Source organism: Rummeliibacillus sp. SL167, assembly GCF_007896505.1.
GTDB lineage: Bacteria > Bacillota > Bacilli > Bacillales_A > Planococcaceae > Rummeliibacillus > Rummeliibacillus suwonensis.
Genome location: NZ_VCBM01000001.1, coordinates 207,716 through 234,019 on the forward strand (window position 1 = coordinate 207,716; position 26,304 = coordinate 234,019).

20 protein-coding genes and 1 other annotated feature are annotated in these 26,304 nt (G+C 35.5%); of the genes, 18 read left to right on the forward strand and 2 right to left on the reverse strand.

Annotation, left to right across the window (positions count from 1 at the left end):
- Positions 1–562 precede the first annotated feature (562 nt).
- From polA to rplT, 12 genes are all read left to right on the forward strand, one after another.
- Positions 563–3,190 carry a DNA polymerase I gene (polA, locus tag FEZ13_RS00840; protein WP_146551092.1) on the forward strand — a complete coding sequence of 876 codons (2,628 nt, stop codon included), beginning with the start codon at positions 563–565 and terminating at the stop codon, positions 3,188–3,190.
- Between the two features lie 12 nt (positions 3,191–3,202).
- Positions 3,203–4,075: a bifunctional DNA-formamidopyrimidine glycosylase/DNA-(apurinic or apyrimidinic site) lyase gene (gene mutM, locus FEZ13_RS00845; RefSeq protein ID WP_146548037.1), complete on the forward strand. Its 873-nt coding sequence runs from the start codon at positions 3,203–3,205 to the stop codon at positions 4,073–4,075.
- Between the two features lie 14 nt (positions 4,076–4,089).
- Positions 4,090–4,689: a dephospho-CoA kinase gene (coaE, locus tag FEZ13_RS00850; RefSeq protein WP_146551093.1), complete on the forward strand. Its 600-nt coding sequence runs from the start codon at positions 4,090–4,092 to the stop codon at positions 4,687–4,689.
- A gap of 130 nt (positions 4,690–4,819) precedes the next feature.
- Positions 4,820–5,842, forward strand: coding sequence for a glyceraldehyde-3-phosphate dehydrogenase (locus FEZ13_RS00855; protein ID WP_146548039.1), 1,023 nt, complete (start codon positions 4,820–4,822; stop codon positions 5,840–5,842).
- A 426-nt stretch (positions 5,843–6,268) separates the two neighbouring features.
- Positions 6,269–6,745 (forward strand): transcriptional regulator NrdR, encoded by a 477-nt coding sequence (gene nrdR, locus FEZ13_RS00860; RefSeq protein WP_146548040.1) that lies wholly within the window; start codon positions 6,269–6,271, stop codon positions 6,743–6,745.
- Positions 6,746–6,772: 27 nt separating this feature from the next.
- On the forward strand, positions 6,773–8,584 hold the full coding sequence (locus FEZ13_RS00865) for a DnaD domain protein (RefSeq protein ID WP_146551094.1): 1,812 nt from the start codon (positions 6,773–6,775) through the stop codon (positions 8,582–8,584).
- A gap of 1 nt (position 8,585) precedes the next feature.
- Positions 8,586–9,533 carry a primosomal protein DnaI gene (dnaI, locus tag FEZ13_RS00870; protein ID WP_146551095.1) on the forward strand — a complete coding sequence of 316 codons (948 nt, stop codon included), beginning with the start codon at positions 8,586–8,588 and terminating at the stop codon, positions 9,531–9,533.
- Between the two features lie 83 nt (positions 9,534–9,616).
- Positions 9,617–9,842: a binding site (T-box leader), on the forward strand.
- 279 nt (positions 9,843–10,121) lie between these two features.
- Entirely contained in the window at positions 10,122–12,059 is a 1,938-nt protein-coding gene (gene thrS, locus FEZ13_RS00875) for a threonine--tRNA ligase (protein WP_146551096.1), read from the forward strand.
- Between the two features lie 520 nt (positions 12,060–12,579).
- On the forward strand, positions 12,580–14,100 hold the full coding sequence (gene exaC, locus FEZ13_RS00880) for an acetaldehyde dehydrogenase ExaC (RefSeq protein ID WP_146548044.1): 1,521 nt from the start codon (positions 12,580–12,582) through the stop codon (positions 14,098–14,100).
- Positions 14,101–14,562: 462 nt separating this feature from the next.
- The gene (infC, locus tag FEZ13_RS00885) at positions 14,563–15,069 is read left to right on the forward strand and encodes a translation initiation factor IF-3 (protein WP_146548045.1); all 507 of its coding nucleotides are present in this window, start codon (positions 14,563–14,565) and stop codon (positions 15,067–15,069) included.
- Positions 15,070–15,101: 32 nt separating this feature from the next.
- Positions 15,102–15,302, forward strand: coding sequence for a 50S ribosomal protein L35 (gene rpmI / locus FEZ13_RS00890; protein ID WP_146548046.1), 201 nt, complete (start codon positions 15,102–15,104; stop codon positions 15,300–15,302).
- 51 nt (positions 15,303–15,353) lie between these two features.
- The gene (gene rplT, locus FEZ13_RS00895) at positions 15,354–15,713 is read left to right on the forward strand and encodes a 50S ribosomal protein L20 (protein WP_146551097.1); all 360 of its coding nucleotides are present in this window, start codon (positions 15,354–15,356) and stop codon (positions 15,711–15,713) included.
- A gap of 405 nt (positions 15,714–16,118) precedes the next feature.
- On the opposite strand, the gene FEZ13_RS00900 is transcribed toward rplT, so the two are convergent.
- Entirely contained in the window at positions 16,119–16,559 is a 441-nt protein-coding gene (locus tag FEZ13_RS00900; protein ID WP_146548048.1) for an Rrf2 family transcriptional regulator, read from the reverse strand.
- Between the two features lie 168 nt (positions 16,560–16,727).
- Here FEZ13_RS00900 and hmpA point away from each other — a divergent pair, with 168 nt between their 5' ends.
- The 6 genes from hmpA (at position 16,728) to FEZ13_RS00935 (ending at position 24,662) form a co-directional block, all read left to right on the forward strand.
- Positions 16,728–17,915 (forward strand): NO-inducible flavohemoprotein, encoded by a 1,188-nt coding sequence (gene hmpA, locus FEZ13_RS00905; protein ID WP_146551098.1) that lies wholly within the window; start codon positions 16,728–16,730, stop codon positions 17,913–17,915.
- A 483-nt stretch (positions 17,916–18,398) separates the two neighbouring features.
- On the forward strand, positions 18,399–19,937 hold the full coding sequence (locus FEZ13_RS00910; protein ID WP_146551099.1) for a DUF5776 domain-containing protein: 1,539 nt from the start codon (positions 18,399–18,401) through the stop codon (positions 19,935–19,937).
- Between the two features lie 350 nt (positions 19,938–20,287).
- On the forward strand, positions 20,288–21,748 hold the full coding sequence (locus FEZ13_RS00915; protein ID WP_146551100.1) for a DUF5776 domain-containing protein: 1,461 nt from the start codon (positions 20,288–20,290) through the stop codon (positions 21,746–21,748).
- Between the two features lie 304 nt (positions 21,749–22,052).
- The gene (gene dut / locus FEZ13_RS00920) at positions 22,053–22,490 is read left to right on the forward strand and encodes a dUTP diphosphatase (protein WP_146549892.1); all 438 of its coding nucleotides are present in this window, start codon (positions 22,053–22,055) and stop codon (positions 22,488–22,490) included.
- A 284-nt stretch (positions 22,491–22,774) separates the two neighbouring features.
- Positions 22,775–23,863: a M42 family metallopeptidase gene (locus FEZ13_RS00930; RefSeq protein ID WP_146551101.1), complete on the forward strand. Its 1,089-nt coding sequence runs from the start codon at positions 22,775–22,777 to the stop codon at positions 23,861–23,863.
- Positions 23,864–24,353: 490 nt separating this feature from the next.
- The gene (locus FEZ13_RS00935) at positions 24,354–24,662 is read left to right on the forward strand and encodes a hypothetical protein (RefSeq protein WP_146551102.1); all 309 of its coding nucleotides are present in this window, start codon (positions 24,354–24,356) and stop codon (positions 24,660–24,662) included.
- Positions 24,663–24,716: 54 nt separating this feature from the next.
- Here the strand turns inward: FEZ13_RS00935 and FEZ13_RS00940 are convergent, their stop codons facing one another.
- The gene (locus FEZ13_RS00940) at positions 24,717–25,571 is read right to left on the reverse strand and encodes a DUF2599 domain-containing protein (RefSeq protein ID WP_146551103.1); all 855 of its coding nucleotides are present in this window, start codon (positions 25,569–25,571) and stop codon (positions 24,717–24,719) included.
- Positions 25,572–26,304 lie beyond the last annotated feature (733 nt).

Below are 26,304 nucleotides of genomic sequence, written 5' to 3' on the forward strand. Positions count from 1 at the left end.
ATGATGAAATGGATGTATTTACAATGTTTTTACAATTTGTTTATATAAAATTCAAAATAGAAAATTATACTAAAGGATGAAGCCCCCTTCAAATTTAGTATCGTAAAAGAGAGTTGCAAATCCTTGCACTCTCTTTTTCTATTTGCCTAGGTATGTTGATTAAACAGAAATCAGGAAAAATATTTGACATGATCTTTAAAAAAACATGTATTTTAGCGTTATCTTAATAAATATTGATAGTTTCAAAACATCAACAAATAAGTCTAAAAGCAAATGGGCATATTCCTACCACTTTGATCGAGATATTTATCGAGAACCACTCGTAAATGTAATCAAACAAAACTAGATGTTTGAGGGAAAAAGAAGGATAGGCATCGGTGCTTGGTTTGTGAAATATAGCTAAATCCTATCACCAACATCTGGCTTTTCATGGTCACTCTTTTCCTTTCCTATTATAGGCATGGTAAAATATATAATAAGAAATCATTCATGAAAAATCTTAATTAGGCAAAAATGAATTTAAGAAATAAATGATTTAATTATTTAGTAGGAGTGTGCCAACATGACAAGTGAAAAATTACTTTTATTAGATGGTAATAGTTTGGCGTATCGAGCGTTTTTTGCGCTTCCGTTATTAACGAATGACCATGGGATTCATACAAATTCCGTCTACGGCTTTACAATGATGCTGCAAAAAATATTAGAAGAAGAAAAGCCAACAAAAATGCTCGTTGCCTTTGATGCTGGAAAAACGACTTTCCGACATGCAACCTATTCAGAATATAAAGGTGGACGACAAAAAACACCCCCAGAATTATCAGAACAATTTCCATATCTGCGAAAATTATTGGATGCTTATCGTATTAAACAATATGAATTGGAAATGTATGAAGCAGACGATATTATTGGCACATTAAGTAAACAGGCAGATGAACAAGGGCTTGAAGTGGTTATTGTTTCAGGTGATAAGGACTTAACCCAACTGGCATCTAGTAATACAACTGTCTATATTACTCGTAAGGGTATGACAGATATTGAGCATTATACACCGGATCATGTACATGAAAAGTATGGATTGACCCCTCATCAAATTATCGATATGAAGGGACTAATGGGTGATTCATCTGATAATATCCCAGGTGTTCCTGGTGTTGGAGAAAAAACAGCGATTAAATTATTAAAACAATTCCCAACAGTTGAAGAAGTTTATGAACATATTGATGAAGTGAGTGGCGCAAAACTAAAAGAAAAACTTGTTCATAATGAGGAACAGGCAAAAATGAGCAAACAATTGGCAACGATCAATCGTGAAGCACCTATTGATATAGCGATCGATGATTTAAGCTATGAAGGCCCCGATATGGAAACATTATTCGCTGTCTGGCAAGAGCTCTCTTTCAAATCTTTAATTGAAAAAAGTGAATTCGAATCGGAAGCAAAAGAAACGGCAGACTTAGATTTCAAGATTGTTGATGATCTTTCTGAGGATCAATTAGCAAATCCAATGGCTGTACATCTTGAATTAGCAGACGAACATTATCACACTTGTGAAAGATTTGGGATTGCCTTAACAGCTGGAGAAATTGCCTATTATATTCCTTTTGAAAAAGCATTGGCATCCAAAGCGCTTATAGCATGGCTTGAAGATGATGCACAGAAAAAATATTTATTTGATTCGAAAGCAACTCAAGCTGCATTATTACGGAGTGGTGTCAGATTAAAAGGAGTGGAATTCGATCTTTTATTGGCGGCATATATTTTGAATCCTGCGATGCCCTCAGATGATGTAGCGATTGTTGCTAAAGAATTTGGTTTTACCGATGTCCAACCAAATGAAGTAGTCTATGGTAAAGGTGCAAAAAAATCCATTCCTGAGACAAAAGTTGTGGCAGAGCATGCAAGTCGAAAAGCTACGGCAGTCTTTAGCCTTCAACCCAAACTTGAAAAGCAGTTAAAAGAGAATGAACAATACGAATTATATCGTAATCTTGAATTGCCGCTTGCTGCGATTCTTAGTCAAATGGAAAGTGAAGGAGTAGCGGTGGATCGTAATCGTCTAGTTGAGATGGGAGCAGAACTAACGGCTAAGCTAAAGGACATTGAAGAGGATATATACCAAATAGCAGGAGAGAAATTCAACATCAATTCACCAAAGCAATTAGGTGTTATTTTGTTTGAAAAACTGGGACTGCCTGTCATTAAAAAGACAAAAACAGGCTATTCTACAGCTGCTGATGTCTTAGAAAAATTAGCCCCAGCGCATGAGATTATTCAGCATATTTTAAAATATCGTCAACTCGGAAAATTGCAATCTACTTATATTGAAGGTTTGTTGAAGGTGATTCATGAGGATGATCATAAAATTCATACACACTATCAACAAGCATTAACGTCTACTGGTCGTTTAAGCTCAACAGATCCTAATCTACAAAATATTCCAATACGTTTGGAAGAGGGACGTAAAATTCGTCAAGCTTTTATTCCTTCTCATGAAGGGTGGAAAATGTTTGCTGCCGATTATTCTCAAATTGAATTGCGTGTGCTCGCTCATATGTCTAACGACGGTAATCTAATCAGTGCCTTTAATCATGGCATGGATATTCATATGAAAACAGCAATGGATGTTTTTCATGTCAATGCAGAAGATGTGACACCAAACATGCGGCGGGCAGCAAAGGCCGTTAACTTTGGGATTGTTTATGGAATCAGTGATTATGGATTATCTCAAAACTTAAAGATTACCCGTAAGGAAGCCGCTGATTTTATCGATCGTTATTTTAAAAGCTTTCCTGGTGTTCAGGCTTATATGAAAAATATCGTAGATGAAGCGAAAAAGAATGGATATGTGACAACAATATTAAATCGTCGTCGTTATTTACCTGACTTAAAAAGTTCAAACTTTAATTTACGCAGTTTTGCGGAAAGGACTGCGATGAATACGCCGATACAAGGGAGTGCCGCTGATATCATTAAAAAAGCAATGATTGATATGGCAAAGGCGCTAGAAGAACATCAGCTACAAGCAAAAATGCTGTTACAAGTTCATGATGAATTGATCTTTGAAGCGCCAGAAGAAGAAATCCCTATATTAGAGAAAATAGTTCCTCAAGTGATGGCGAATGCGATTAAATTACAAGTGCCATTAAAGGCAGATTTTGCATCAGGTTCTACTTGGTATGAAACGAAATAAGGGAGTGATTGTATGCCAGAATTGCCTGAAGTAGAGGGAGTTGTGCGTGCACTTCAGCCTGTTGTGGCGGGAAAAGTGATCCGTCATGTTCAGGTTTCAAATACAATTTGCACCTCCATAAAAGAAGGAAAAGCATGTATTATTAAGGACATGAATCCTGAAAAATTTTCAAATACATTGCAAAGTATGACGATTAAAGAAGTCGAACGACGCTCGAAATATATCTTTTTTTATTTAGAAAATCATGATTTGAACTATGTTCTTGTTAATCATTTGGGGATGACAGGAGCATGGTTCCATGTTCATTCATTGAATGAAATAACAGAGGGGAAATTTCAAAAGCATATACATATTGTATTCACTTTTGATGAGGATGAATATCTTGTTTATGCGGATATTCGACGATTTGGTGAGATGCGGCTGTTGCATTCAATCGATGAGTATCCTCCACTATTAGAAATAGCACCGGAGCCTTTTTCAAAAGAAGCATTGTCTCATTTTCTGACTAAATCAACATTGCCAAAATATATGAATAAGCCTGTGAAAGAAGTTATTATGGATAGTCATGTGATTGCCGGATGTGGCAATATCTATGCGACGGAATCTCTATTTCGTATGAAAATTCATCCTGCAAGAAAACTTTCAAGAATAAGTGCTAAAAGAAAAATAGAGTTGTTTTATACGATTGTGGAAGTTTTGAAGGAAAGTATACATGCGGGTGGTTCAAGTATCTCTGATTATCGAAATATTAATGGTGAAGCAGGTGGTATGCAAGATCGTTTACAGATGTATGGGAAGAAAGAGTGCCCAATATGTCATACTAATACAAAACAATTGGTAATTTCAGGACGCAATTCTGTGTACTGTCCAAATTGCCAGCATTAAAAGGTGAGTGAAAAATGATTATTGGTTTAACTGGAAGTATTGCTAGTGGTAAAAGTACAGTAGCTAAGATGTTTCAAGAATTGGGTATTCCCATTGTAGATGCTGACATCGTTGCGAGAGTTGTTGTCGAACCAGGAACCGAAACGTTAGGAAAAATTGTAGAAGCGTTTGGAAAAGAAATTTTGAAGGACAATGGAGAACTCAATCGTGCAAAATTAGGGGATATTATTTTCCATAATCCGTCCAAAAGAAAAGAATTGAACGATATCATGCATCCTGCTATCCGTAAAGAAATGTTGCGACAAAGGGATGAATGGCTTGAAAAAGGGGAACAACATGTAGTGATGGATATTCCATTGCTTTTCGAAAGTCGTCTACAACATTTTGTAGAAAAGATTTTAGTTGTTTCTGTGTCCGAGGATACACAATTAGCAAGATTGATGGAAAGAAATCACTTATCAGAAGAGGAAGCAAGAGCGAGAATTGCTTCACAACTTCCTCTTTCTGAAAAAGAAAAAGGGGCTGACGCTGTCATCTACAATAACGGAAATTTAGAAAATACACGTGATCAATTGTTGCAAATATTGAATTTGTGGGGCGTTATTGATTGTTGAATAAAAATTTAGAAAATATAAATATTAAAATATAGTTTATATTATGTTTTACTTTCTTGGAAATGTGCTATACTATTTGAGAATAATACAAATTAAGTATAACTCATAGTGAACAGGGAGGATATTATTCATGACAGTTTCGATTGCTATTAACGGATTTGGCCGTATTGGACGTATGGTGTTCCGTCAAGCGATTCTACAAGATGATTTAAATATCGTTGCGGTAAATGCAAGTTATCCAGCTGAGACATTAGCTCACTTGGTAAAATATGATACAACACATGGTAAATTTGATGGTGAAGTAAAAGCGGAAGAAGATGCACTCATTGTGAACGGTAAACGTGTGCAACTTGTGAATGATCGCAATCCTCAAAACTTACCTTGGAAAGAAATGGGCGTAGATGTTGTCATTGAAGCAACTGGTAAATTCAATGAACGCAGCAAAGCAGCATTACATCTTGAAGCAGGTGCTAAAAAAGTCATTTTAACAGCACCAGGAAAAAATGAAGATGTCACAATTGTAATGGGTGTTAATGATGATCAATTAGATCTTTCAAAACATGATATTATTTCAAATGCAAGTTGTACAACAAACTGCCTTGCACCAGTTGCAAAGGTTTTAAATGATACATTTGGAATCGTAAATGGTTTGATGACAACCGTTCACTCTTATACGAATGACCAAAAAAACATTGATAATCCACATAAAGATTTACGCCGTGCTCGTGCATGTGCCGAATCCATTATCCCTACTTCTACAGGTGCTGCGAAAGCGTTAACACTTGTACTACCTGAATTACAAGGAAAATTACATGGTTTGGCTTTGCGTGTTCCTACACCAAATGTTTCTTTAGTCGATCTAGTTGTAGATTTACAACGCGATGTAACTGCTGAAGAAGTAAATGATGCATTCATAAAAGCATCTGCGGGCTCATTAAAAGGCATTTTAGATTTCACAATGGAACCACTTGTTTCTCGTGATTACAATTCAAATCCTGCATCAGCAACAATCGATGGTCTTACGACAATGACAATCGGTGGCAATAAAGTGAAAGTACTTGCTTGGTACGATAACGAATGGGGTTACTCAGCACGTGTCGTAGACTTAACTAGAAAAGTGGTTTCTGAATTAAAAGAAGAAGTGAATGTTTAATCATTACTTTTTGTAAAAGTTTTCACTTTTATGAGGGAAAATCCATTTAAATAGCAACAAAAAATCCTCGGTATTGTCGGGAATGTCTAAAAAGTAGAGAGAGTGCGATTCACTGAATTGTGCTCTCTCTACTTTCATTTTGGTTTTGAATGCTTTCTACAGGGAGGACAAGCATCACCTAGAAAAATTTTCTCCACGCAAGCTGTAGCGGAAATCAACGAATTCTCCCTATTGTTATGGATTAAATTGGATAATCAACACGCCTGATCAGCTAGCTTCGATATTTTGAAATTCTCTACTAAATCGACAATATTGTGTAGGAAAGCCTCGAGTAAAGAGGATTTTCTACACTTTTTTCGATTTATACCATTATTTTTTGTTATAATAGATAAACTAATACGTTTTCGAAATCAGGAGAGAAAAATTATGAAATGTCCAGCTTGTCAATATAACGGAACAAAAGTCATTGATAGCAGACCTGTTGATGATAACAAAGCAATTCGTAGACGCCGAGAATGTGAATCTTGTGGCTTTCGCTTTACCACTTTTGAGAAAGTAGAAGAAATGCCGCTTATTGTGATCAAAAAGGATGGATCGCGTGAGGAATTTAGTCACGAAAAAGTACTCCGTGGACTGATACGTGCATGTGAAAAGCGCCCTGTCGCATTAGATATATTAGAGGATTTAGTGTTTAACATCGAACAAGATTTACGACGTATTGGCAATGCAGAAGTAAAATCAGAAGATGTTGGAGAAATGGTGATGGATCGACTTTCTAAAATCGATGAAGTTTCATATGTACGTTTTGCTTCTGTTTATCGTCAATTTAAGGATATCAATGTTTTTATCGACGAACTAAGAGAGTTAATCGAAAGACAATCCAAAGAACATGAAAATGAGTAATAAGTCGATATTTGGAGGGACTAGTCGATGAATTTACATAACGAATTGCAATCTGTAGATCGTCTTTCCATTCGCGTACCTTTTCCCTTATCTAGCTATGATCGGAAATTGATAACCCTCTTGTATCAACCACTTGTTGGAGCAGAACCAATTAGTCTTTATTTTTTATTATGGGCTGAGGGGGAAAATATAGAGGATAATACAATGTCGCATTATCATTTGATGAATGCGTTGAATATGCCGATCGGTAAAATTTTTGAATCACGAATAGCACTTGAAGCGATTGGTTTACTTCGTACATGGCGTAAAGATCAACAAGAAATGCGGTCTTTTATCTATGATGTGATGCCGCCACTCGATGCCGCTACTTTTTTCGACGATCCTCTTTTATCTATGTTTTTATATAGTAAGATTGGGGAATCAGCTTATCGTAATTTACGGCAACGATTTGTTTCAAAAGGATTGTCTAATCATGGTTATCAGGAAGTTTCTAGAACATTCACAGATGTTTATCGACCTGTTCAACACAATTTGCCATCTGATGAAATACAACTTACAGGATTGCAAGAAAAACCAAAAAAATTGCCATTTAACTATGAAGACTTTGATTTTAATCTATTAAGAGTTGGCTTATCGGAACAACTTGTGCCATCTTCTGTCTTGACTGCTGAAGCAAAGGCGACTATTGCAAAGTTAGCATTTCTTTATCATTTAACACCGCTCGATATGCAAAAGATTATTCTTTTAGCACTTGATGATCAAATGGTTTTAAGCGATTTACGTTTAAAAAAAGAAGCGGCCGATTATTATAAATTAACGGTTTCAAAAGAGCCGCCAACCATGCAAACAGTTATTGAGAAGCAAAGTCAGGAAGCCTTTACACAAACAGCCATCGTTGATGATGATATCGATCCAATGGAGGCTGAACTGATTCGATGGTTTGAGACATCTTCTCCCATTGATATATTAAAAGCCGTTGCGGGCGGCAAAGAGCCATTTCCAAATGATTGTCAATTGGTGGAAGATTTAGTCATGCAATATGGCATTCCCACGCCTGTTGTCAACGTACTAATACATTATGTATTTTTACGCAATCACGGGAAACTCAATCGAAAATATGTTGAAACAATCGCTTCACACTGGCGTAATACAGGTGTGAAAACGGCTAGAGAAGCGATGAAACTAGCTAGGGATTTTGAAGAACAAAAGGGCAGTGATTCTAAACAAGAAGAAACTCCTATGGAAACTAAGGATTATTCAACAGAATATAAATTATTAAAAGCAGGGGCAGGTATTTTTTATCAGTTGCCACAGTTTGTTGACGCTGATTTTACAAATACAGATCAGTTAAAAAAAGAATTGCTGGTTATATTGAATAGTGTAAAGCCAATTGACTTATTGACGATGCTCGTAAAAGGAAAAACACCATTTGAAAAGGACGTCAAAGTGGTGCTTGATTTCACTGCGAAATATGACATGCCAATACCGGTTGTCAATGTTTTGATTCATTATGCTTATTATGTAAGCAACGCAAATCTAAATAATGCGTTTTTACAAGCGATTGCTTCCAATTGGCAAAAAAACAATATACAAACGGCAGAGCAAGCATTAAATTTTGCAAGAGATTATCAAATTCAAAAAGCACGTAAGCAAAATGTTCCAAAAGGAAAGCCAAATGCGAAGACTCAAAATGTGCCCAATTGGTATTATGAAAATAAACTAAAGCAGCAAAAGAAGAAGGAAGAAAGACAAGCAGATAATAGCCATACAGATTATGAAAAAAAACGTCAAGAGATTATGAAAAAACTAGGTATGGATGAAGGGGAGGTGGATTCATAGAATGGAGCCAATCAACAGTAGATTAACGAAATTGATGGATTCTCAGTTTCAAGCTCGTTTTCATGAGATGCAAAAGGAGATCCTTGAAGATAAGGGCGTACAAAAGTTCCTAGCTGAAAATGATCAATTAGCCAGCCGTGAAATGGTTGAAAGAGGCTTAGGGAAGCTTTATGAATACGTCAATCAACAGCATGATTGTAGCCGATGTGAATCTGTTGCTACTTGTAAGAATGCGATCAACGGTTTTATCCCAAAACTGACGATCATTCGAGGGCAAATTGATGTAGAATATGTTCCATGTCAGACAAAAAGAATGGAAGATGCACGTCGCAAAGCAGCTTCCATGATTTCTAGTATGCATATGCCGAAGGATGTATTAAAAGCTAAAATTAATGATTTAGATACGAGCAATGAATCTAAAAAGGCCATTCGTGCATTCGCTGAATTGTTTATCCAAACCGTCCGTCATACAGGAAACTTACCAAGGACGGGATACTATATCTATGGGAACTTTGGTGTTGGTAAATCCTTTGTTCTAGGTGCAATTGCCAATGAACTTGCATCGATGGAGATTAAGACTGTGATGGTTTATGTCCCTGATTTTTTAAGTGAGATAAAAAGTTCTATCCAAGATCAATCTTTGCAAGAAAAAGTTGATTTCGTGAAGAAAGCACCTGTTCTCATGTTGGATGATTTAGGGGCGGAAAATTTATCAGCTTGGACAAGAGATGAAATTATCGGTACGATCCTACAATATCGGATGAATGAAGGACTGCCAGTTTTTATTACGTCTAATTATAATTATGATCAGCTTGAGAATCATTTCGCGACGACTCAAAAAGGCGAGGTAGATGTCCTGAAAGCTGCTCGAATAATGGAGCGAATCAAGGCGTTGACAACAGATGTTGAAATGATCGGCGAAAATAGAAGGCTGTATCAAACAGATTGACTTTTTCTATGCTGATGAAGCAGGACTCAATTGAAGCTTGATTTTCAAAACAATTCAGTATATAATTTCAACCATAATCTAATACAAATGCTTTGAAAAGGACAACAATTTTCTGCACGACTCAAAGAGAAAGAAGCCTTGGCTGAAAGCTTCTTAGTAACGGCATAAAATTTACCGCCTTGGAGCAGCGACAGTGAATGTCAGTAATTGTCGACGGTTGCGGCCCGTTAGCCGAACTAGAGCTTCGTCTAAGCAAATTTTGTTTAGAAGGAAGAAGGGTGGAACCACGAGTATCATCTCGTCCCTTTGTGGACGGGATTTTTTTATGCATAAATTTAGCTAATAGCAGCTTGTTTAGATATTCAAAACGAAAATTATGAGAAGATTTGATTCGGAAGTGTGTTTTTCGGCTTCCCATCAATTGACGGTTTTAGAGGAGAGTATAGCACTTAAATTGCGGGTGTTTGGAGTGATCCTCGAAGTTCTCATCATGAAAATTGGACTTTTTGAATAAGTAAAATTTATGCATGAAACAATTTCTCCAGCTTGTGGCCCAGAGCTCTAGAATATAAAAAAGGAGAGATTATTATGGCAGACATGATCAAATTAACATTTCCAGATGGCTCAGTAAAAGAGTTTGAAAAAGGTATCACTACTGATGCAGTGGCATTATCCATCAGCCCAGGATTGCGCAAAAAAGCAATCGTTGGTAAGTTCAACGATATCCTAGTTGATACAAAAACACCTCTTGAAGAAGATGGTTCCATTGCTATCATTACACCAGCAGATAAAGAAGCACTTGAAGTAATGCGTCATTCCACAGCACATCTTTTAGCGCAGGCTGTAAAACGCTTATTCCCAGGTGTGAAATTAGGTGTGGGTCCGGTAATCGATGATGGTTTTTACTATGATATAGATTCTCCAGAACCGATTACTTCAGAAGATTTCCCACGCATCGAAAAAGAAATGAAAAAAATCGTTGCAGAAAATATTGAAATCGTTCGTCATGATGTATCTCGTGCAGAAGCGAAAAAACGTTTTGAAGAAATTGACGATGAATATAAATTAGAGCTTCTTGAAGCCATTCCAGAAAATGAACAAGTTTCAATTTATGAACAAGGTGATTTCTTCGATCTTTGCCGTGGTGTACATGTACCTTCAACAGGCAAAATTAAAGAATTTAAATTGTTGTCAATCGCTGGTGCTTATTGGAGAGGCAACTCAGATAACAAAATGTTACAACGTATTTACGGTACAGCATTCTTCACGAAAGATGAATTAAAAGCCCATCTTCAAATGCTGGAAGAGGCAAAAGAAAGAGATCACCGTAAAATAGGGAAAGAACTTGAATTATTCACTACCAACAAATTAGTAGGTCAAGGGTTACCTCTATGGTTGCCAAATGGTGCTACAATCCGTCGCACCATTGAACGTTATATCGTCGATAAGGAAGTGTCACTTGGTTACAAGCATGTTTATACGCCAGTATTGGGATCTAAAGAGCTCTATGTAACTTCTGGACACTGGGATCACTATCAAGAGGATATGTTCCCTCCAATGGAAATGGATAACGAAACACTAGTACTTCGTCCAATGAACTGCCCTCATCACATGATGGTCTACAAATCAGCAATGCGTTCATACCGTGACCTACCATACCGAGTTGCAGAACTTGGTACAATGCATCGTTATGAAATGAGTGGCGCTGTTTCTGGCTTACAACGTGTTCGTGGTATGACTTTAAATGATGCCCATATATTTGTCCGCCCAGACCAAATCAAAGAAGAATTCAAAAGAGTCGTTGAGTTGATCCTAGATGTGTATAAAGACTTTGATTTAAACGACTATGAATTCCGTCTTTCTTATCGTGATCCAGAGGATACTGAAAAATATTTTGATGATGATGCTATGTGGGAAAAAGCGCAAAGTATGTTAAAAGAGGCTATGGATGATCTCGGCTTAGATTATTATGAAGCTGAAGGTGAAGCAGCATTCTATGGTCCAAAACTAGATGTTCAAGTAAAAACTGCCATCGGTAAACAAGAAACATTATCTACTGTTCAATTAGACTTCTTATTACCAGAACGTTTTGATCTTGGCTATGTAGGTGAAGATGGTAAGCAACATCGCCCAGTTGTTATTCACCGTGGTGTTGTATCAACGATGGAACGTTTTGTAGCATTCTTGATCGAGGAATACAAAGGAGCCTTCCCAACATGGTTAGCACCTGTTCAAGTACAAGTCATCCCTGTATCAAATGATGCTCACTTTGACTATGCAAAAGATGTTCAAGAAAAACTGCAAGCAGCAGGTTTCCGAGTAGAAATGGATTACCGCGATGAAAAACTTGGTTACAAAATCCGTGAAGCACAAATGAAGAAAATTCCTTATATGCTTGTTATTGGAGATAAAGAATTAGAAGCGGGTAGTGTAAATGTACGTCGTTATGGCTCAAAAGATTCTGAAACAGTATCATTTGAAGAATTTTTAAAGGCTATTCGAGAAGACGTTGCTCATAAGGGATAGTAGATATCTATAGAAAAGTCGGGGAAAAATCCTCGGCTTTTTTTGTGTTTGAATAATTTCTAGGTTTTGCATAAAAATTTTATTTATAAAGAAAAAGTATTAAAAGATACTCATTCAAACGTGAAAATATTCACAAGAATATGTGATGATTTTCACAAATAATCGTGAAATATTTCACAAGTATTTGTGTAATTTTTCACATGGCATTTGTTAAATATTTCACAAACTAAAAATACTATATTTTTTAATTGAATATGCTAAATAATCTCGAAAATGTTCTAAAAATATTCATAAAACAACATATTATCTTATTATTTATTGATTATTTATAAATATAAAATGAAAAAATATTCTCTTTATATCAATAATTTTCTTAGTATATATGTGTATTTCACAAACTTTTGTAATCACAGAAAAATATCATAGATTACTATTGTACTTTTAGGGAAAAAGGTTCATGATGAAGGAAAACAAAATAGTAAATCTGTTTTGTAATTTCATTGAAAGAAGGGGTTTTAGAATGATTTATGCAAATCCAAATACAGCAGGTGCTGTCATTCATTTCAAAGAACGTTACGATAACTTTATTGGTGGTGAATGGATCGCACCTGTAAAAGGAAATTATGCAGCTGTTACTACGCCAGTTACTGGAGAAAAATATACAACAGTTGCAAAGTCAACTACAGAAGATATTGAATTAGCTTTAGATGCGGCCCATGCAGCAAAAGATACTTGGGGAACAACATCTCCTGCTGAACGTGCAAAATTATTAAACAAAATTGCAGATCGTTTAGAAGAAAACTTAGAAAAATTAGCAGTTGCGGAAACTTGGGACAATGGGAAAGCAGTACGTGAAACTTTAAATGCTGATATTCCTTTGGCAATTGACCATTTCCGTTATTTTGCCGCTGCTATTCGTGCTCAAGAAGGAAGAACTACTCAAATTGATCATGATACCGTTGCTTATCATTTCCAAGAGCCTCTAGGTGTTGTTGGACAAATTATTCCATGGAATTTTCCAATTCTAATGGCGGCGTGGAAGATTGCACCAGCCCTCGCTGCTGGTAACTGTATCGTATTAAAGCCAGCTTCTCAAACACCTATTTCTATTCTTGTATTAATCGAAATAATTCAAGATTTGCTACCAAAAGGTATCTTAAATATTGTCAATGGTCCTGGGGCTGAAATTGGAGAAGCACTTGCAACAAATCCGCGTATTTCTAAAATCGCATTTACAGGTTCGACAGCTGTTGGTCGTCAAATTATGCAATATGCCACTGAAAATATTATCCCTGTAACCCTTGAACTTGGCGGGAAATCACCAAATGTTTTCTTTGAAGATATCATGGATAAAGATGATGAATTTTTAGATAAAGCACTTGAAGGTTTTGCATTATTCGCATTAAATTCTGGTGAAATTTGTTCATGCCCTTCACGTGCATTGATTCAAGAATCTATTTATGATCGATTTATTGAAAAAGCTTTAGAACGTGTAAAAGCTATTAAAATCGGCAATCCTCTAGATACAGAAGTCATGATGGGGGCACAAGCTTCAACAGCACAGCAACGTAAAATTTTATCTTACCTACAAATTGGGAAAGAAGAAGGCGCGGAAGTATTAATCGGTGGTGACGCCAATCGTTTAGATGGTGAATTTGCTGAAGGTAATTATATCCAACCTACAGTATTTAAAGGTACAAATGATATGCGGATTTTCCAAGAAGAAATCTTTGGCCCTGTCCTTTCAGTAACAACTTTTAAAGACTATGATGAGGCCATTAAAATTGCAAATGATACAGTATATGGCTTAGGTGCTGGTGTTTGGACACGTTCTGGTGATCTGGCATATCGTGCTGGTCGCGCTATTCAAGCAGGCCGTGTTTGGACAAATACGTATCATCAATATGTAGCTGGGGCTGCATTTGGTGGTTACAAACAATCAGGTATTGGACGCGAAACACATAAAATGGTGTTAGATCTTTATCAACAAACAAAATGTTTGCTTGTAAGCTATGATCGCAAGGCACAAGGATTCTTCTAATGTAATTATTTGAAGGATTTAAATACAAGGCTTAGAATATATTTGTTATCTTGAATAAGTCAGAAGTTAAATAGAAGAATGCTCGTATTTTAAAGGCAAAAAGTTGTCCATAAAATGATTTGTTTAAGGTAGAACATATATATTGGCTATAGTTTTGAAAATATGTTGACTATATGTACAGAACGTGGTAAAGTATAAAAGGTTATGAATACAAGTTTGTGGTTGAAGTAGAGGCTGCCCGCTTCTCACCTGATCAATCTAAGCCATTAGTGTTGGCAGGTTACATGATAGAAGAACGGATCACGCATTTCGGCGTGTGCATATATCTTGCGGGCGGACATTTCGACAGTGTCCGCCCTTTTTTAGTGGACATCGAAATACCCGTACCGATCATCATCGGGCAACTAGCCCAAACCATGTATTCGCGACACTACTCGGAGGTGGATTGTTATTAGCAAAGACATGTATGTAAACGAAGGTATTCGCGCTCGTGAACTTCGTGTAATCGACCATAATGGAGATCAACTTGGAGTAAAATCACGCAATGAAGCCTTAACAATTGCAGAACGTGCAAATTTGGATCTTGTCCTTGTGGCTCCTCAAGCCAAGCCACCAGTCGCTCGTATCATGGACTATGGTAAATTTAAATTCGAGCAACAAAAGAAAGATCGCGAAGTACGCAAAAATCAAAAAGTGATCGTGATGAAAGAAGTAAGACTAAGTCCTACTATCGATGAACATGATTTCCAAACGAAATTGCGTAACGGGATCAAGTTCCTAGAAAAAGGGGACAAAGTAAAAGCATCCATTCGGTTCAAAGGTCGTGCGATTACACACAAAGAAATCGGTCAAAAAGTATTAGACCGCTTTGCAGAAGCTTGTGCAGAATATGCAACGGTTGAACAAAAACCGAAAATGGAAGGCAGAAGCATGTTCTTAGTATTACAACCTAAGAACGAAAAAAAATAAGTTTTAGTCGAACAGTTTAGGAGGAATTCGAAATGCCAAAAATGAAAACTCACCGTGGCGCAGCTAAACGTTTCAAAAAAACGGGTACTGGTAAATTAAAATATGACCGTGCTTTTGGTAGCCACTTATTTGCAAACAAATCTACAAAAGCAAAACGTCACTTACGTAAAGCAAATATTGTCTCTCCAAGTGACTACAAACGTATCAAATCTTTACTTTCAAACATTAAATAATTTCGAAAAAAATAATATATTCATGTAATTGAATAGCAGGAGGTAATTAGTATGCCACGCGTAAAAGGCGGTACTGTAACACGCGCACGTCGCAAAAAAGTTTTAAAATTAGCTAAAGGTTACTTTGGCTCTAAACACACATTATATAAAGTTGCTAACCAAGCAGTGATGAAATCAGGTCAATATGCATATCGTGACCGTCGTCAAAAGAAACGTGATTTCCGTAAATTATGGATTACACGTATTAACGCCGCTGCTCGTATTAATGGTCTTTCTTATAGCCGCTTAATGCACGGTTTAAAAATTGCTGAAATCGAAGTTAACCGTAAAATGTTAGCTGATCTTGCAGTAAATGATGCAGCTGCATTTGCACAATTAGCAGATGCTGCTAAAAAAGCCATCGCTAAATAGTTTTAAAAGAAGGAGTGCTTGTTCAGATTCTCGACATTAGAGAATCTGAATCGAAGCGCGCTTTAGCTTTTAACAGAAATTCCAGTGTTTACACGGATATGGATGGTTATAAGTATACCCAGGGTTTGGTCTTAAAGTCTCTTTTGGGATGAAATTTGTAACAGTAAAAAACACGGATGTTGTTCAATCAACATTCGTGTTTTTTCTATTCTAAATTATTTTTTCTATACTAAATGTTAAGGGAGATAAACGATAAATAGTTTTATAACAGATAACTACTTATCGTATAAAAGTAAAGAGGGCATGCCCTAACACCAAAATGTATTCGTAAGGTTCTTCTAAATCCTACACCAACTTATGATATAGAACTGTTATTCAGTAGAAATCCACTTCTTAATCGCGCAATTACTTGTCGTTAAATAGTAATGCAGCCATCTTCTCTTTTGAATCTAACAGATCGTTTAAAGTATATTCATCTAAAACAGCTAAATAAGCGTGAAGTGCTTTATTTAGCACGCCCTTCAACTGACAGACGGGAGAAATGATGCAGCCAACAGATTCAGGATTGAAACAGTCTACTAGGTAGAAATCTTCCTCTGTTTGTCGAATCACTTCCCCTATAACAATATTTTTAGGGTTCATGGCAAGACGTATACCGCCACCACGACCACGTATTGTTTCAATATATCCAAGTTTACCAAGCTCATGGGTTACTTTCATTAAATGATTTTTCGAAATTCCATATGTGTCCGATATTTCTTTAATCGTGGCTAGCTTTTCGGGATCCATTGCACCGAGAAAAAGCAGGACACGTAAAGAATAATCGGTATATAAAGTTAATCGCATCCAATACACCACCATTTCTATGTCTATTATACCATGTAAAGTAAAAACCCTGTTATTTTTAAAAGATGTATTTAAAATATGTCTTTTTCGTTAAAGATGTATATAAAATATTGCTTTAAAGGATATATGGGTGTAGCTTTGAATTATAAAAGAAAAGGAGTGTTCATGATGTTATCACAACAAACAATGGATATTGTAAAATCTACTGCACCAGTACTAGAAGTGCATGGAACAGAAATCACCAAAACTTTCTATAAAAACATGTTTGCAGCACACCCAGAGTTATTAAATATTTTCAACCATGCAAACCAAGTAAAGGGTCGTCAACAAGCAGCATTAGCGAACACAGTTTATGCAGCAGCAGTTCATATTGAAAATCTCGGTGCAATTTTGCCAGTCGTGCAGCAAATTGCACAAAAGCACCGTAGTTTGGGTGTTAAACCCGAACATTATCCAATCGTAGGGGAATTTTTACTTGGAGCTATAAAAGAAGTTCTTGGTGATGCTGCCACAGACGATATTATCAATGCTTGGAAGGAAGCATATGGTGTCATTGCCGATATCTTTATGTCAACAGAAGAAGATATGTATAAGGAAGCTGAAAGCCAAAAAGGGGGATGGAGATTCTTCAAAGAATTTGAAATTGCTGAGAAAGTAGTAGAAAATGAAGAGATCACTTCTTTCTATTTAAAACCAGTGGATGGCAAAGCTTTACCAGATTATAAACCAGGACAATATATTACGCTAAAAGTTGAGATCCCTAACGAAAAATTCACTCACTGTCGTCAATATAGTTTATCAAGAGCTGCCAATAAAGAAGCATTTCGTATTTCTGTAAAACGAGAAGATTTACATGATCCGGCAGGTAAAGTATCGGTTTACTTGCATGATCAAGCAAAAGTGGGAGATCGCATTGAAGTGAGTGCACCAGCGGGAGAATTCCAATTAGACATTGCATCTAAAGCACCTGTAACCTTTATCGCAGGTGGTGTTGGTATTACGCCATTAATGGCTATGTTTGATACTTTAGCTTCACTAGATGCAAATAGACCTGTAACGTTCATTCACAGTACACGTACAGCCAAATTGCATGTATTTGATCAAGAAATTGCTGCTAACTTAGAAAAAATGCCAAATGCTAGCTACATTACAATCAATACTGATGAAGTGGGTTATGTCACGAAGGAATTTTTAAAGGAAAATGTAAGTCTTGAAAATGATGTTTATGTTTGTGGTCCATCTGAATTTATGGAAGCAATGATCAATCATTTATATGCAATTGGCTTTAGGGAATCTCAAATTCACTTTGAATTCTTCGGTCCAGCACAACAATTAAAAGTTGAATTAGAAGCTTAAGGATACAATGAAAATCATAGCAAAAGTTCAAGTGGTCAGAAAAATTTTCTGGCTGCTTTTTTTATCCCGATTTAACGGGTAAATAAGCCCCCATCTCAAGATTTGGAGAGAAACGAGAAAGTTAGATGGGAGACGGACTGCCCTTAAAAGCCCGATTGGTTCAGACCAATAAGATGTTGGTCACTCAGGTGTTGCACAGGGCGTGGCGCTTTTAACCTTAGTTCCTCTAGTTTAGTGGGGGATGAAGAAAATTCCCACTGATGGAAGCTTCACTTTATTGAATATCCATATCTATGTAAGAAAAGATTGTGAATAGATTTAAGTGTTCGAGTTTTTATGGGCTCCTAGTAGAAGATTTAAGAATGCGACAAAAATTTTACATTTTCTCATTTTTTAATTTATGATTCTTTATACCTAGTAAAAATTTGTTATTCTATAATAAAGTACTAAGTCTATAGATACATTAAAAAAGGAGATGGCAACATGAAAAATGTAAAGTTGTTAGTAGCGATTTTTGCTGCCTTAGTTGTATGTGCAATTGGTGTGCAGCGTGCACAAGCAGAAGAATTTGCTCCTGCCAACCCAGATAGCACTACAAAATGGGAAACAACCCCTATTATCGTAGATACAACGAGTCAAAAATTAAGATTGATGGGATCTTCTCCTATTATTGCTGATATTTCAAAATGGCAAGGAGACATAAATTGGGCAAAAGCTAGTAAAAAATTAGATCTAGCCATTATACGTACACAACATGGTAGTACAGAAGAAGATACATATCATAAGAAAAATGAGACAGAGGCAAAGAAGTATGGGGTTCCTTTTGGCGTATATGCGTTCAGTTTAGCTGAATCTTCAAGTGATGCGAAAACAGAGGCGAATAATTTTTATAACCGTGCCGATAAGAATGCATTATTTTATGTGATCGATGTTGAAAAAAATACAAGCACATCTGGCGAAAGTATGCGAACGATTACAAATGCCTATATGAAGCAACTTCGCACAAAAACAGATAAGAAAATCGGATTATATATAGCACATCATTTATACAAAAGTTTTAATCTAGATACGACGAAGGCAGATTTTGTCTGGATTCCTCGATATAGTACGACGAAACCAGATTTTTCTTATGATTTATGGCAATATACAGATAAAGGGCGAATCGATGGGATCAATACAAATGTCGATTTGAACCGATTAAATCCAAATCTTACACTAAATCAGTTTTTAGCGAATGTAACATCAACAAATGATCAGTATACAGTTGATCCAGATCAACATTTTAATGAAGGACAATCAAACGATAATGCATCTGAAACAGAACCGGCAAGTGTACACATTGAATATCACACTTCAAATCCTAAGCATATTATATTAAGTTCAAATACAAACCAATATAGTAGCAGTAGTTTAAGTGAATCTACTAAAACCAATACTTTGAAAAAGGGACAAGTATTTGAAACCGTTGACCTTATAAAGAACACACAAGGCAAAATGGTTTTAAAGTTGGCAAACGGGCAATATATCACAGCAGACAAAAGAGTTGCGATCAAGTGTATAGCTAATATGGCATCTTATTATACAGTGAAACCTTCTTTCATCATTTTAAAAACAACAGTAGGTGCTTATTCTTCCACAACATTCAATAATTCTACAATGCTTGGTAAGGTAAAAAAGAACACAATTTTGACCGTTCGAGATATAGAATACACATCAACGGGAGTTCCAAGATTCAAAACCGTTTCAGGTAGCTATGTAACAGCGAACAAATCGTATGTAAATGCGTTGACAACAAAATATAAAAATTATGTAGTAACGAAACCAAGCTATGTAAAATTAAAGAAGAGTATTTATCAATATAGCAATATTTCTTTGACAAAATCGGCAAAAGGTCCGCTCCTTCTAAAAGGAAAAGTATTAAATATTAAAGGAATTACTTATACATCAGGTGGAACTCCACGTTTACAACTTACAAATGGTCGATTTATTACTGCCAATAAAAGTTATTTAATAGCATACTAAGTATCAATGAGCACAGATTTTTGAGGAAGAAATTTGTGCTTTTTATGTCGCATGAACAGACGGTAAGACCTATTTCGAGAGAAGGACCAGTGAATTAATTGTCCTTAAAAAACACAATTGGTTCGACTACAATGGGGATAAAGAAACTTCCCTTGTGAGAAGTTTCAACTTATTTTCTAATAAAAATAGCATAAAGTTAAAGAATCTTAAAAGAAATGTAACTTTTGTAATGCATTTGAAGGTAATATGTTTTATATTTTCCCTTAATAGTTTGGTATTCTATAGTTGGCAAAGACTTATATCGTTAAGTATTTTGTTCGAATTAAAGTACATAGAAGGAGACGAAAATAGTGAAAGTTATTCGGAATTTAGCAGCTGTAGTTTGTATGATGGTTATTTGTCTTATCACTGTACATACTGCATCAGCAGAAGAGCCTGCACCTGCAAACCCTGATCATACAGAAAAATGGGAAACAGCGCCAACAACGATTATGAAGACTCAGAGTTTATTAAAAACAGCTTCCTCAGAACCTATCATTGCAGATATCTCATATTACCAAAAAGATGTCGATTGGGCACAGGCAAGTAAAGTGTTAGATTTAGTCATCATTCGAACACAGTACGGCAGTACGTTTGAAGATCCAATGCATAAAACATATGAAGCTGGTGCAAAAAAATACGAAGTACCATTTGGCGTTTATGCATATAGTTTAGCTGAATCTTCAAGTGATGCAAAAACAGAAGCCAATAATTTTTATAATCGCGCAAGCAAGGGTACGAAATTTTATGTGCTGGATGTTGAAGAAAACACAAGTAAATCTGGCGAAAGCATGCGAACAATTATTAATTCATACGTAAAACAATTACGAACAAAAACCAATAAGAAAATTGGACTTTATGTAGCCCATCACTTATACACTTCATTAAATTTAGATACTTCTAAATTCGATTTTGTTTGGATCCCACGATATAACAATAGTACCGCTGCCCCTGCCTATCCTTATGATTTATGGCAATATACGGATCAAGGTAGAGTAGCAGGCATTAGTACATATGTTGACCTAAATCGTCTAAATTCAAAGGTGAGCTTAAGCTATTTGACTGGAACAAGTAGTGTCACACCTGCAAGTAAACCAAGATATTACACAGCTAATCCAGGAACAGTTGCTACTAAAGTACAAGTGAATCAATACTCTTCAACAAGTTTTACAAGTGCGACAAAAGGGAAAGCAATAGCAAAGAATACTTTAGTAAAAGTTGCTGGAATTGTAAAAACAAGTGCTGGTACACCAAGACTTAAACTAACGAATGGTACGTATATGACAGCTAATCTTGATTATGTTGTAAAAGTGACGTCTAAAATCGATCAATATTACACAAAAAAACCAAGTAAGGTTCTAGTTAAATCAGGCTTATATGCATATAACAATGCGGACTTGGATAGTAGAGTGACTGGTGTAAAGAAAAATACAGTATTGAGTATTAAGGATCTTGCTTATTCTTCAGGTGGAACACCACGATTAAAATTATCAAATGGATATTATATTACAGCAAGTAAAGATTTTGTTAGAGCAGTGACATCATCCATTGCCAATTATATTTATGTCAATCCAGGAAAGGTTCAACTGAAAAGAAGCGTCTATCAATATAGTAGCCCTAATATGTCAAGCGCTACACGAAAAAGTGCATTGTCAAAAGGTAAAACATATACTGTAAAATCGATTTCATTCTCTTCAGGTGGAACACCACGATTGAAATTATCAAATGGGAATTATATTACAGCAAACAAGAATTATGTCGTAGCGAAATAAGAACTAAACAAAAAATTGATCCCGCTTTAACGGGCAGTAAGACCCCATCTCAAGATTTAGAGCGAAACGAGAAAGATAGATGGGGGATCAACTGCCCGTAAAAGTCCGATTGGTTCAACTTAACCATCAGTGGGGGATGAAGAAAACCCCACTGATGGAAGTTTCACTTTATCCCATTTAGCATATGGAGAAGATGATTCTCCATATGTTTTTTTATATTTGTATGTATTAATCTTTTCAATCATCTCTTTTTTAGATACGATAAGAAGGAGGAAATATTGATTACAAAAAGGTAGGTAAAACGATGGATTTCACATTAAAAGTACAACTTATTCATAAAGATGCAAAATTGCCATTTCGAGCAAATCCAGGTGATGCAGGATTAGATTTATACGCAGTGGAGGAACAAGTCATCAAAGCAGGGGAATCTGCATTGATTCCAACAGGGATCGTGATTGAACTGCCAAAAGGTACAGAGGCACAGGTACGTCCAAGAAGCGGACTCGCACTAAAGCATTCGATCACAGTACTAAATAGCCCGGGAACTGTTGATGAAGGTTATCGTGGGGAAATAAGAGTCATATTAATTAATCATGGTAAAAAAGATTTCTTAGTGGAAAAGCATATGAGAATTGCACAAATGGTTATAGCTCCAGTACTTCAAGTAAATGTAGAACAAGTAGATGCAGTTTCTGATTCGGTTCGTTCTGTTGAAGGTTTTGGTTCATCCGGTAAATTCTAAATATTATTTTTTTGAATTGATCCCGCATGAACGGGCAGTAATACCTCCACCTCAAAATTCAGCGAAAGCAAAGAAGTTAGGTGGGAGATCAACTGCCGCATGCGCCCGATTGGTTCGGGCGGGCAAGATGCTGGCTACTCAGGTGTTGCCATACGACGTGGCGCTTTTAACCTGAGTTTCTCTAGTTCAGGGGGGATGAAGATAATCCCCACTGATTAAAGTTTCACTTTATGATCTATCAGGATTATAATGGGCGAGGAAAGAATGTTTAGGGGGACGAAATAATGGCTCGATTAGATGAAACATTAACTATGTTGAAAGATTTAACGGACGCAAGAGCTATTGCTGGTAATGAAAAAGAATCTCGTGAGGTGATGAAAAAATATATAACACCTTATGCAGATCAAGTGGAAAGTGATAACTTAGGTGCAGTGATTGCCAAAAAAGTAGGTGATCCAAATGGTCCTAAAATCATGGTAGCAGGCCACTTAGACGAAGTAGGTTTTATGGTGACCAAAATCGATGATCAAGGCTTCTTGAAATTCCAGACAATTGGTGGCTGGTGGTCACAAGTAATGCTTGCACAACGTGTGCAAGTCGTCACACGCTCTGGCGAAACGATCGTTGGTGTCATTGGTTCGAAGCCACCACATATTTTGCCTGCTGCTGCTCGTAAACAATCATATGAAATAAAAGATATGTTTATCGATATTGGTGCAGCTTCCAAAGAAGAAGCAGAAAGCTGGGGAGTAAGTCCTGGCGATATGGTGGCACCATACTTTGAATTTACAGTGATGAAAAACGACAAACATCTACTTGCAAAAGCTTGGGATAATCGTATTGGTTGTGCCATTGCCATCGAAGTTTTAAAAGGATTGAAAGATGTCAGCCATCCGAATATTGTGTATGGCTGTGGTGTTGTTCAAGAAGAAGTGGGTCTTCGTGGCTCCAAAACAGCGGCCAATAAGATCCAACCTGACATTGGTTTTGCAGTAGATGTGGGGATTGCTGGTGACACACCGGGAATCACCTCAAAAGAATCCAATAGTAAAATGGGTGCTGGGCCACAAATTATCGTTTATGATGGTTCAATGGTAGCCCATAAAGGTTTACGCGATTTTGTTGTGGATATAGCAGAAGAAAATAATATCCCATACCAATTCGAGTCCATCCCAGGTGGCGGCACAGATGCGGGCTCCATTCATTTAACAGCAAATGGTGTACCGGCTCTTTCCATTGGTATCGCAACACGCTATATTCACTCTCATGCAGGAATTTTGCACCGCGATGACTTTGAAAACACCGTCAAATTAGTGATTGAAGTCATCAAAAAACTTGATCGTGAAACGGTGAATAAGATTACGTTTGGATAAAAAAATAGAATGGCAAAGAAGTGATTCATTTACTTTTATCACGTCTACCATTCAGATGAATTTAGCGATTAACTACCTTCTAACAAATAAGTTAGGGGGTAGTTTTGATGTCCAGAAAAACTAGAAATTTTTGATGTAGATGTAAATAATGCATTCATTCAACGAACCAGTAGTGAGCTTTTATTTGATATGAAAGCAAAATCTGTACCTATTTCAAAAAAACAAGCTATAAATAAGATCGCAATGATTGAGATATGAAAAAATGTACTGAATGGTTTGAAAAATAGAAAATCATTAATTGATGAAAAATACTAGATGGAGAGTTTTCTTAGAAAAAATTAGTAGCACTGATGTAAATTTAATATCCAAAAAAAATTATTATTACATAATATTGATATTTTTATATTAAAATAAGAAAATTACTTTATTTTTCTAATTATTAATTATATACTTATTAAAGTAATTATATTAAAAATTAGGAGGGATAATATTGAATATCTTAGATCCAATATATGTTTCAGTATTCTTTTATATTGTAGCCTATGCCTATATATTTTTACTTATTTATTCGATTTATAAATTTAAATGGAATTTAATAGGATATGGTTTAATTATTGTTTCCTTTATATCTTATCTTTTACTTGGAAAATACATGATAGATAGTGGGATTTATGCGGATGAGCATAACAAGGTTCTACTTAAAACTGGTTTTTTTGAATTAATTTTACTAGCTTATGTTTATATATTTATTATTTTAGCATTTACTATGGGAAATAAAACGGTTCGTAAAGTTAAATAAATATGGAACTGACAAAAGGCTGAAAAAACCGCCTTTTTGCCAGTTCCATATTTATTATGGGTTACAAGCCTTTAATACTGTTTTAGCATATCCTACATTTGGTCTAGAGGGTTCTATATTCCAAGGATTTTTTGCTGCTGAAATTGTATTGTAGTGGCAAGCATATTGATCTTCTAAGCCTGCTTTGTTTTTCCATTTTTTATCATCAGAATGTTTTTTGACTACTTTATTCCATGAGTCTGCTAATTTCAAAATTCTATCATTAGTAGAACCACTATGTAAATAAGATTTATGTGTCAGGCTTAGAGAAACTACGCCAGATCTAGTGATCCATTTTCCACTAGAAAAATAGCTAGAATAGGATGTTGCAGCCAGTGTAGTTGCTAGAGTTACAGAAGATGTAAGATCCTCAGATTCTATTCTTAATTGAATTGTGTCTCCGTTAATTATTTTAGCATCGGTAATTTCAACATCATTTTTATTTTCTATTTGTGGAGATAAGAATAAACCAACAGATTCATTATTTTTATTATAAATAGTTGCTGCACCATCTGATTTTCCATCTGCATTAGTCGATAAAACGATATAATCACCTTTATTAATTTCTAATGGAATATCTATTATCGAGTTAGAAGTTGATGGATTAATAGTTATTTTCTTCTCTAAACTATTCCCTTTTTTAACTGTTGAGCTTTCTAAAGGGGCATCAGACAATAAAGGATCTACTGTAAAAAAAGAAAACAGAGATGTTTCTAATTGTGGGGTTCCAATACTGATAGAAGTATTATCTTCAGTTATAATAGATAAATTCTTATGCTCTTTTGCGGTCGAGGATAAGGGATAAAACGAACCAACAGCTATTACTGCTAATAAAATCGACATAAAAATAGTAATATTTTTATTTTTCAAAATAATCAAATCCTTTATTTTTTTGTAAAATATAACACATTAAATTAAAAGTGTAAATATAATATTGTTAATTTATATATTTTTTTACATAAATAATTAATTGAACTATAATAGTGCATTTTCCTTTGAATATTTTTCCGTTCAAATAACCAAATAAAATTTTAAGCTATTTTTAACAATTCAAAAAATTGATTGAAAAGAACACTTTTCAATCGGACGATTGGCCAGGGCTTCGTCTTCTTAGAAATGGTATCATCCACAATAACATAAATGGGTTGATTGATTTTTCTAGATATCTTCCAAATAAAAGAGACAACGAATATAGCATGGACTTATCATAAATGTTTGTTTTACCTATTTGCAAAAGTATCAAATGTTTTTGCACTATTATAACAATTGGATTAATAACAGAGATATATTGGAATATACAGTTTGTGGATGGAGTATATACTGATAAAATGTAGAGTATTGTTTTCTTTAAAAAATTGATATAAGTGGAAAATTTGGAAAATACATGATAGATAGTGGGATTTACGCTGATGAGCATAACAAAGTTCAGCCTAAAACCGGTTTTTTTGAATTGATTTTACTAGCTTATGTTTATATATTTATTATTTTAGCATTTATTATGGGAAATAAAACGGTTCGTAAAGTTAAATAAAAAATAATAATTGGATTTCTGTTACTTTTTCATTTTGATCGACCCATAAATAAATTTCTTTAAATTTGTATG

Coding starts and splice junctions, on each gene's coding strand:
- polA (WP_146551092.1), top strand. CDS start 563: ATGACAAGTGAAAAATTACTTTTATTAGATGGTAATAGTTTGGCGTAT.
- mutM (WP_146548037.1), top strand. CDS start 3,203: ATGCCAGAATTGCCTGAAGTAGAGGGAGTTGTGCGTGCACTTCAGCCT.
- coaE (WP_146551093.1), top strand. CDS start 4,090: ATGATTATTGGTTTAACTGGAAGTATTGCTAGTGGTAAAAGTACAGTA.
- FEZ13_RS00855 (WP_146548039.1), top strand. CDS start 4,820: ATGACAGTTTCGATTGCTATTAACGGATTTGGCCGTATTGGACGTATG.
- nrdR (WP_146548040.1), top strand. CDS start 6,269: ATGAAATGTCCAGCTTGTCAATATAACGGAACAAAAGTCATTGATAGC.
- FEZ13_RS00865 (WP_146551094.1), top strand. CDS start 6,773: ATGAATTTACATAACGAATTGCAATCTGTAGATCGTCTTTCCATTCGC.
- dnaI (WP_146551095.1), top strand. CDS start 8,586: ATGGAGCCAATCAACAGTAGATTAACGAAATTGATGGATTCTCAGTTT.
- thrS (WP_146551096.1), top strand. CDS start 10,122: ATGGCAGACATGATCAAATTAACATTTCCAGATGGCTCAGTAAAAGAG.
- exaC (WP_146548044.1), top strand. CDS start 12,580: ATGATTTATGCAAATCCAAATACAGCAGGTGCTGTCATTCATTTCAAA.
- infC (WP_146548045.1), top strand. CDS start 14,563: ATGTATGTAAACGAAGGTATTCGCGCTCGTGAACTTCGTGTAATCGAC.
- rpmI (WP_146548046.1), top strand. CDS start 15,102: ATGCCAAAAATGAAAACTCACCGTGGCGCAGCTAAACGTTTCAAAAAA.
- rplT (WP_146551097.1), top strand. CDS start 15,354: ATGCCACGCGTAAAAGGCGGTACTGTAACACGCGCACGTCGCAAAAAA.
- FEZ13_RS00900 (WP_146548048.1), bottom strand. CDS start 16,559: ATGCGATTAACTTTATATACCGATTATTCTTTACGTGTCCTGCTTTTT.
- hmpA (WP_146551098.1), top strand. CDS start 16,728: ATGTTATCACAACAAACAATGGATATTGTAAAATCTACTGCACCAGTA.
- FEZ13_RS00910 (WP_146551099.1), top strand. CDS start 18,399: ATGAAAAATGTAAAGTTGTTAGTAGCGATTTTTGCTGCCTTAGTTGTA.
- dut (WP_146549892.1), top strand. CDS start 22,053: ATGGATTTCACATTAAAAGTACAACTTATTCATAAAGATGCAAAATTG.
- FEZ13_RS00930 (WP_146551101.1), top strand. CDS start 22,775: ATGGCTCGATTAGATGAAACATTAACTATGTTGAAAGATTTAACGGAC.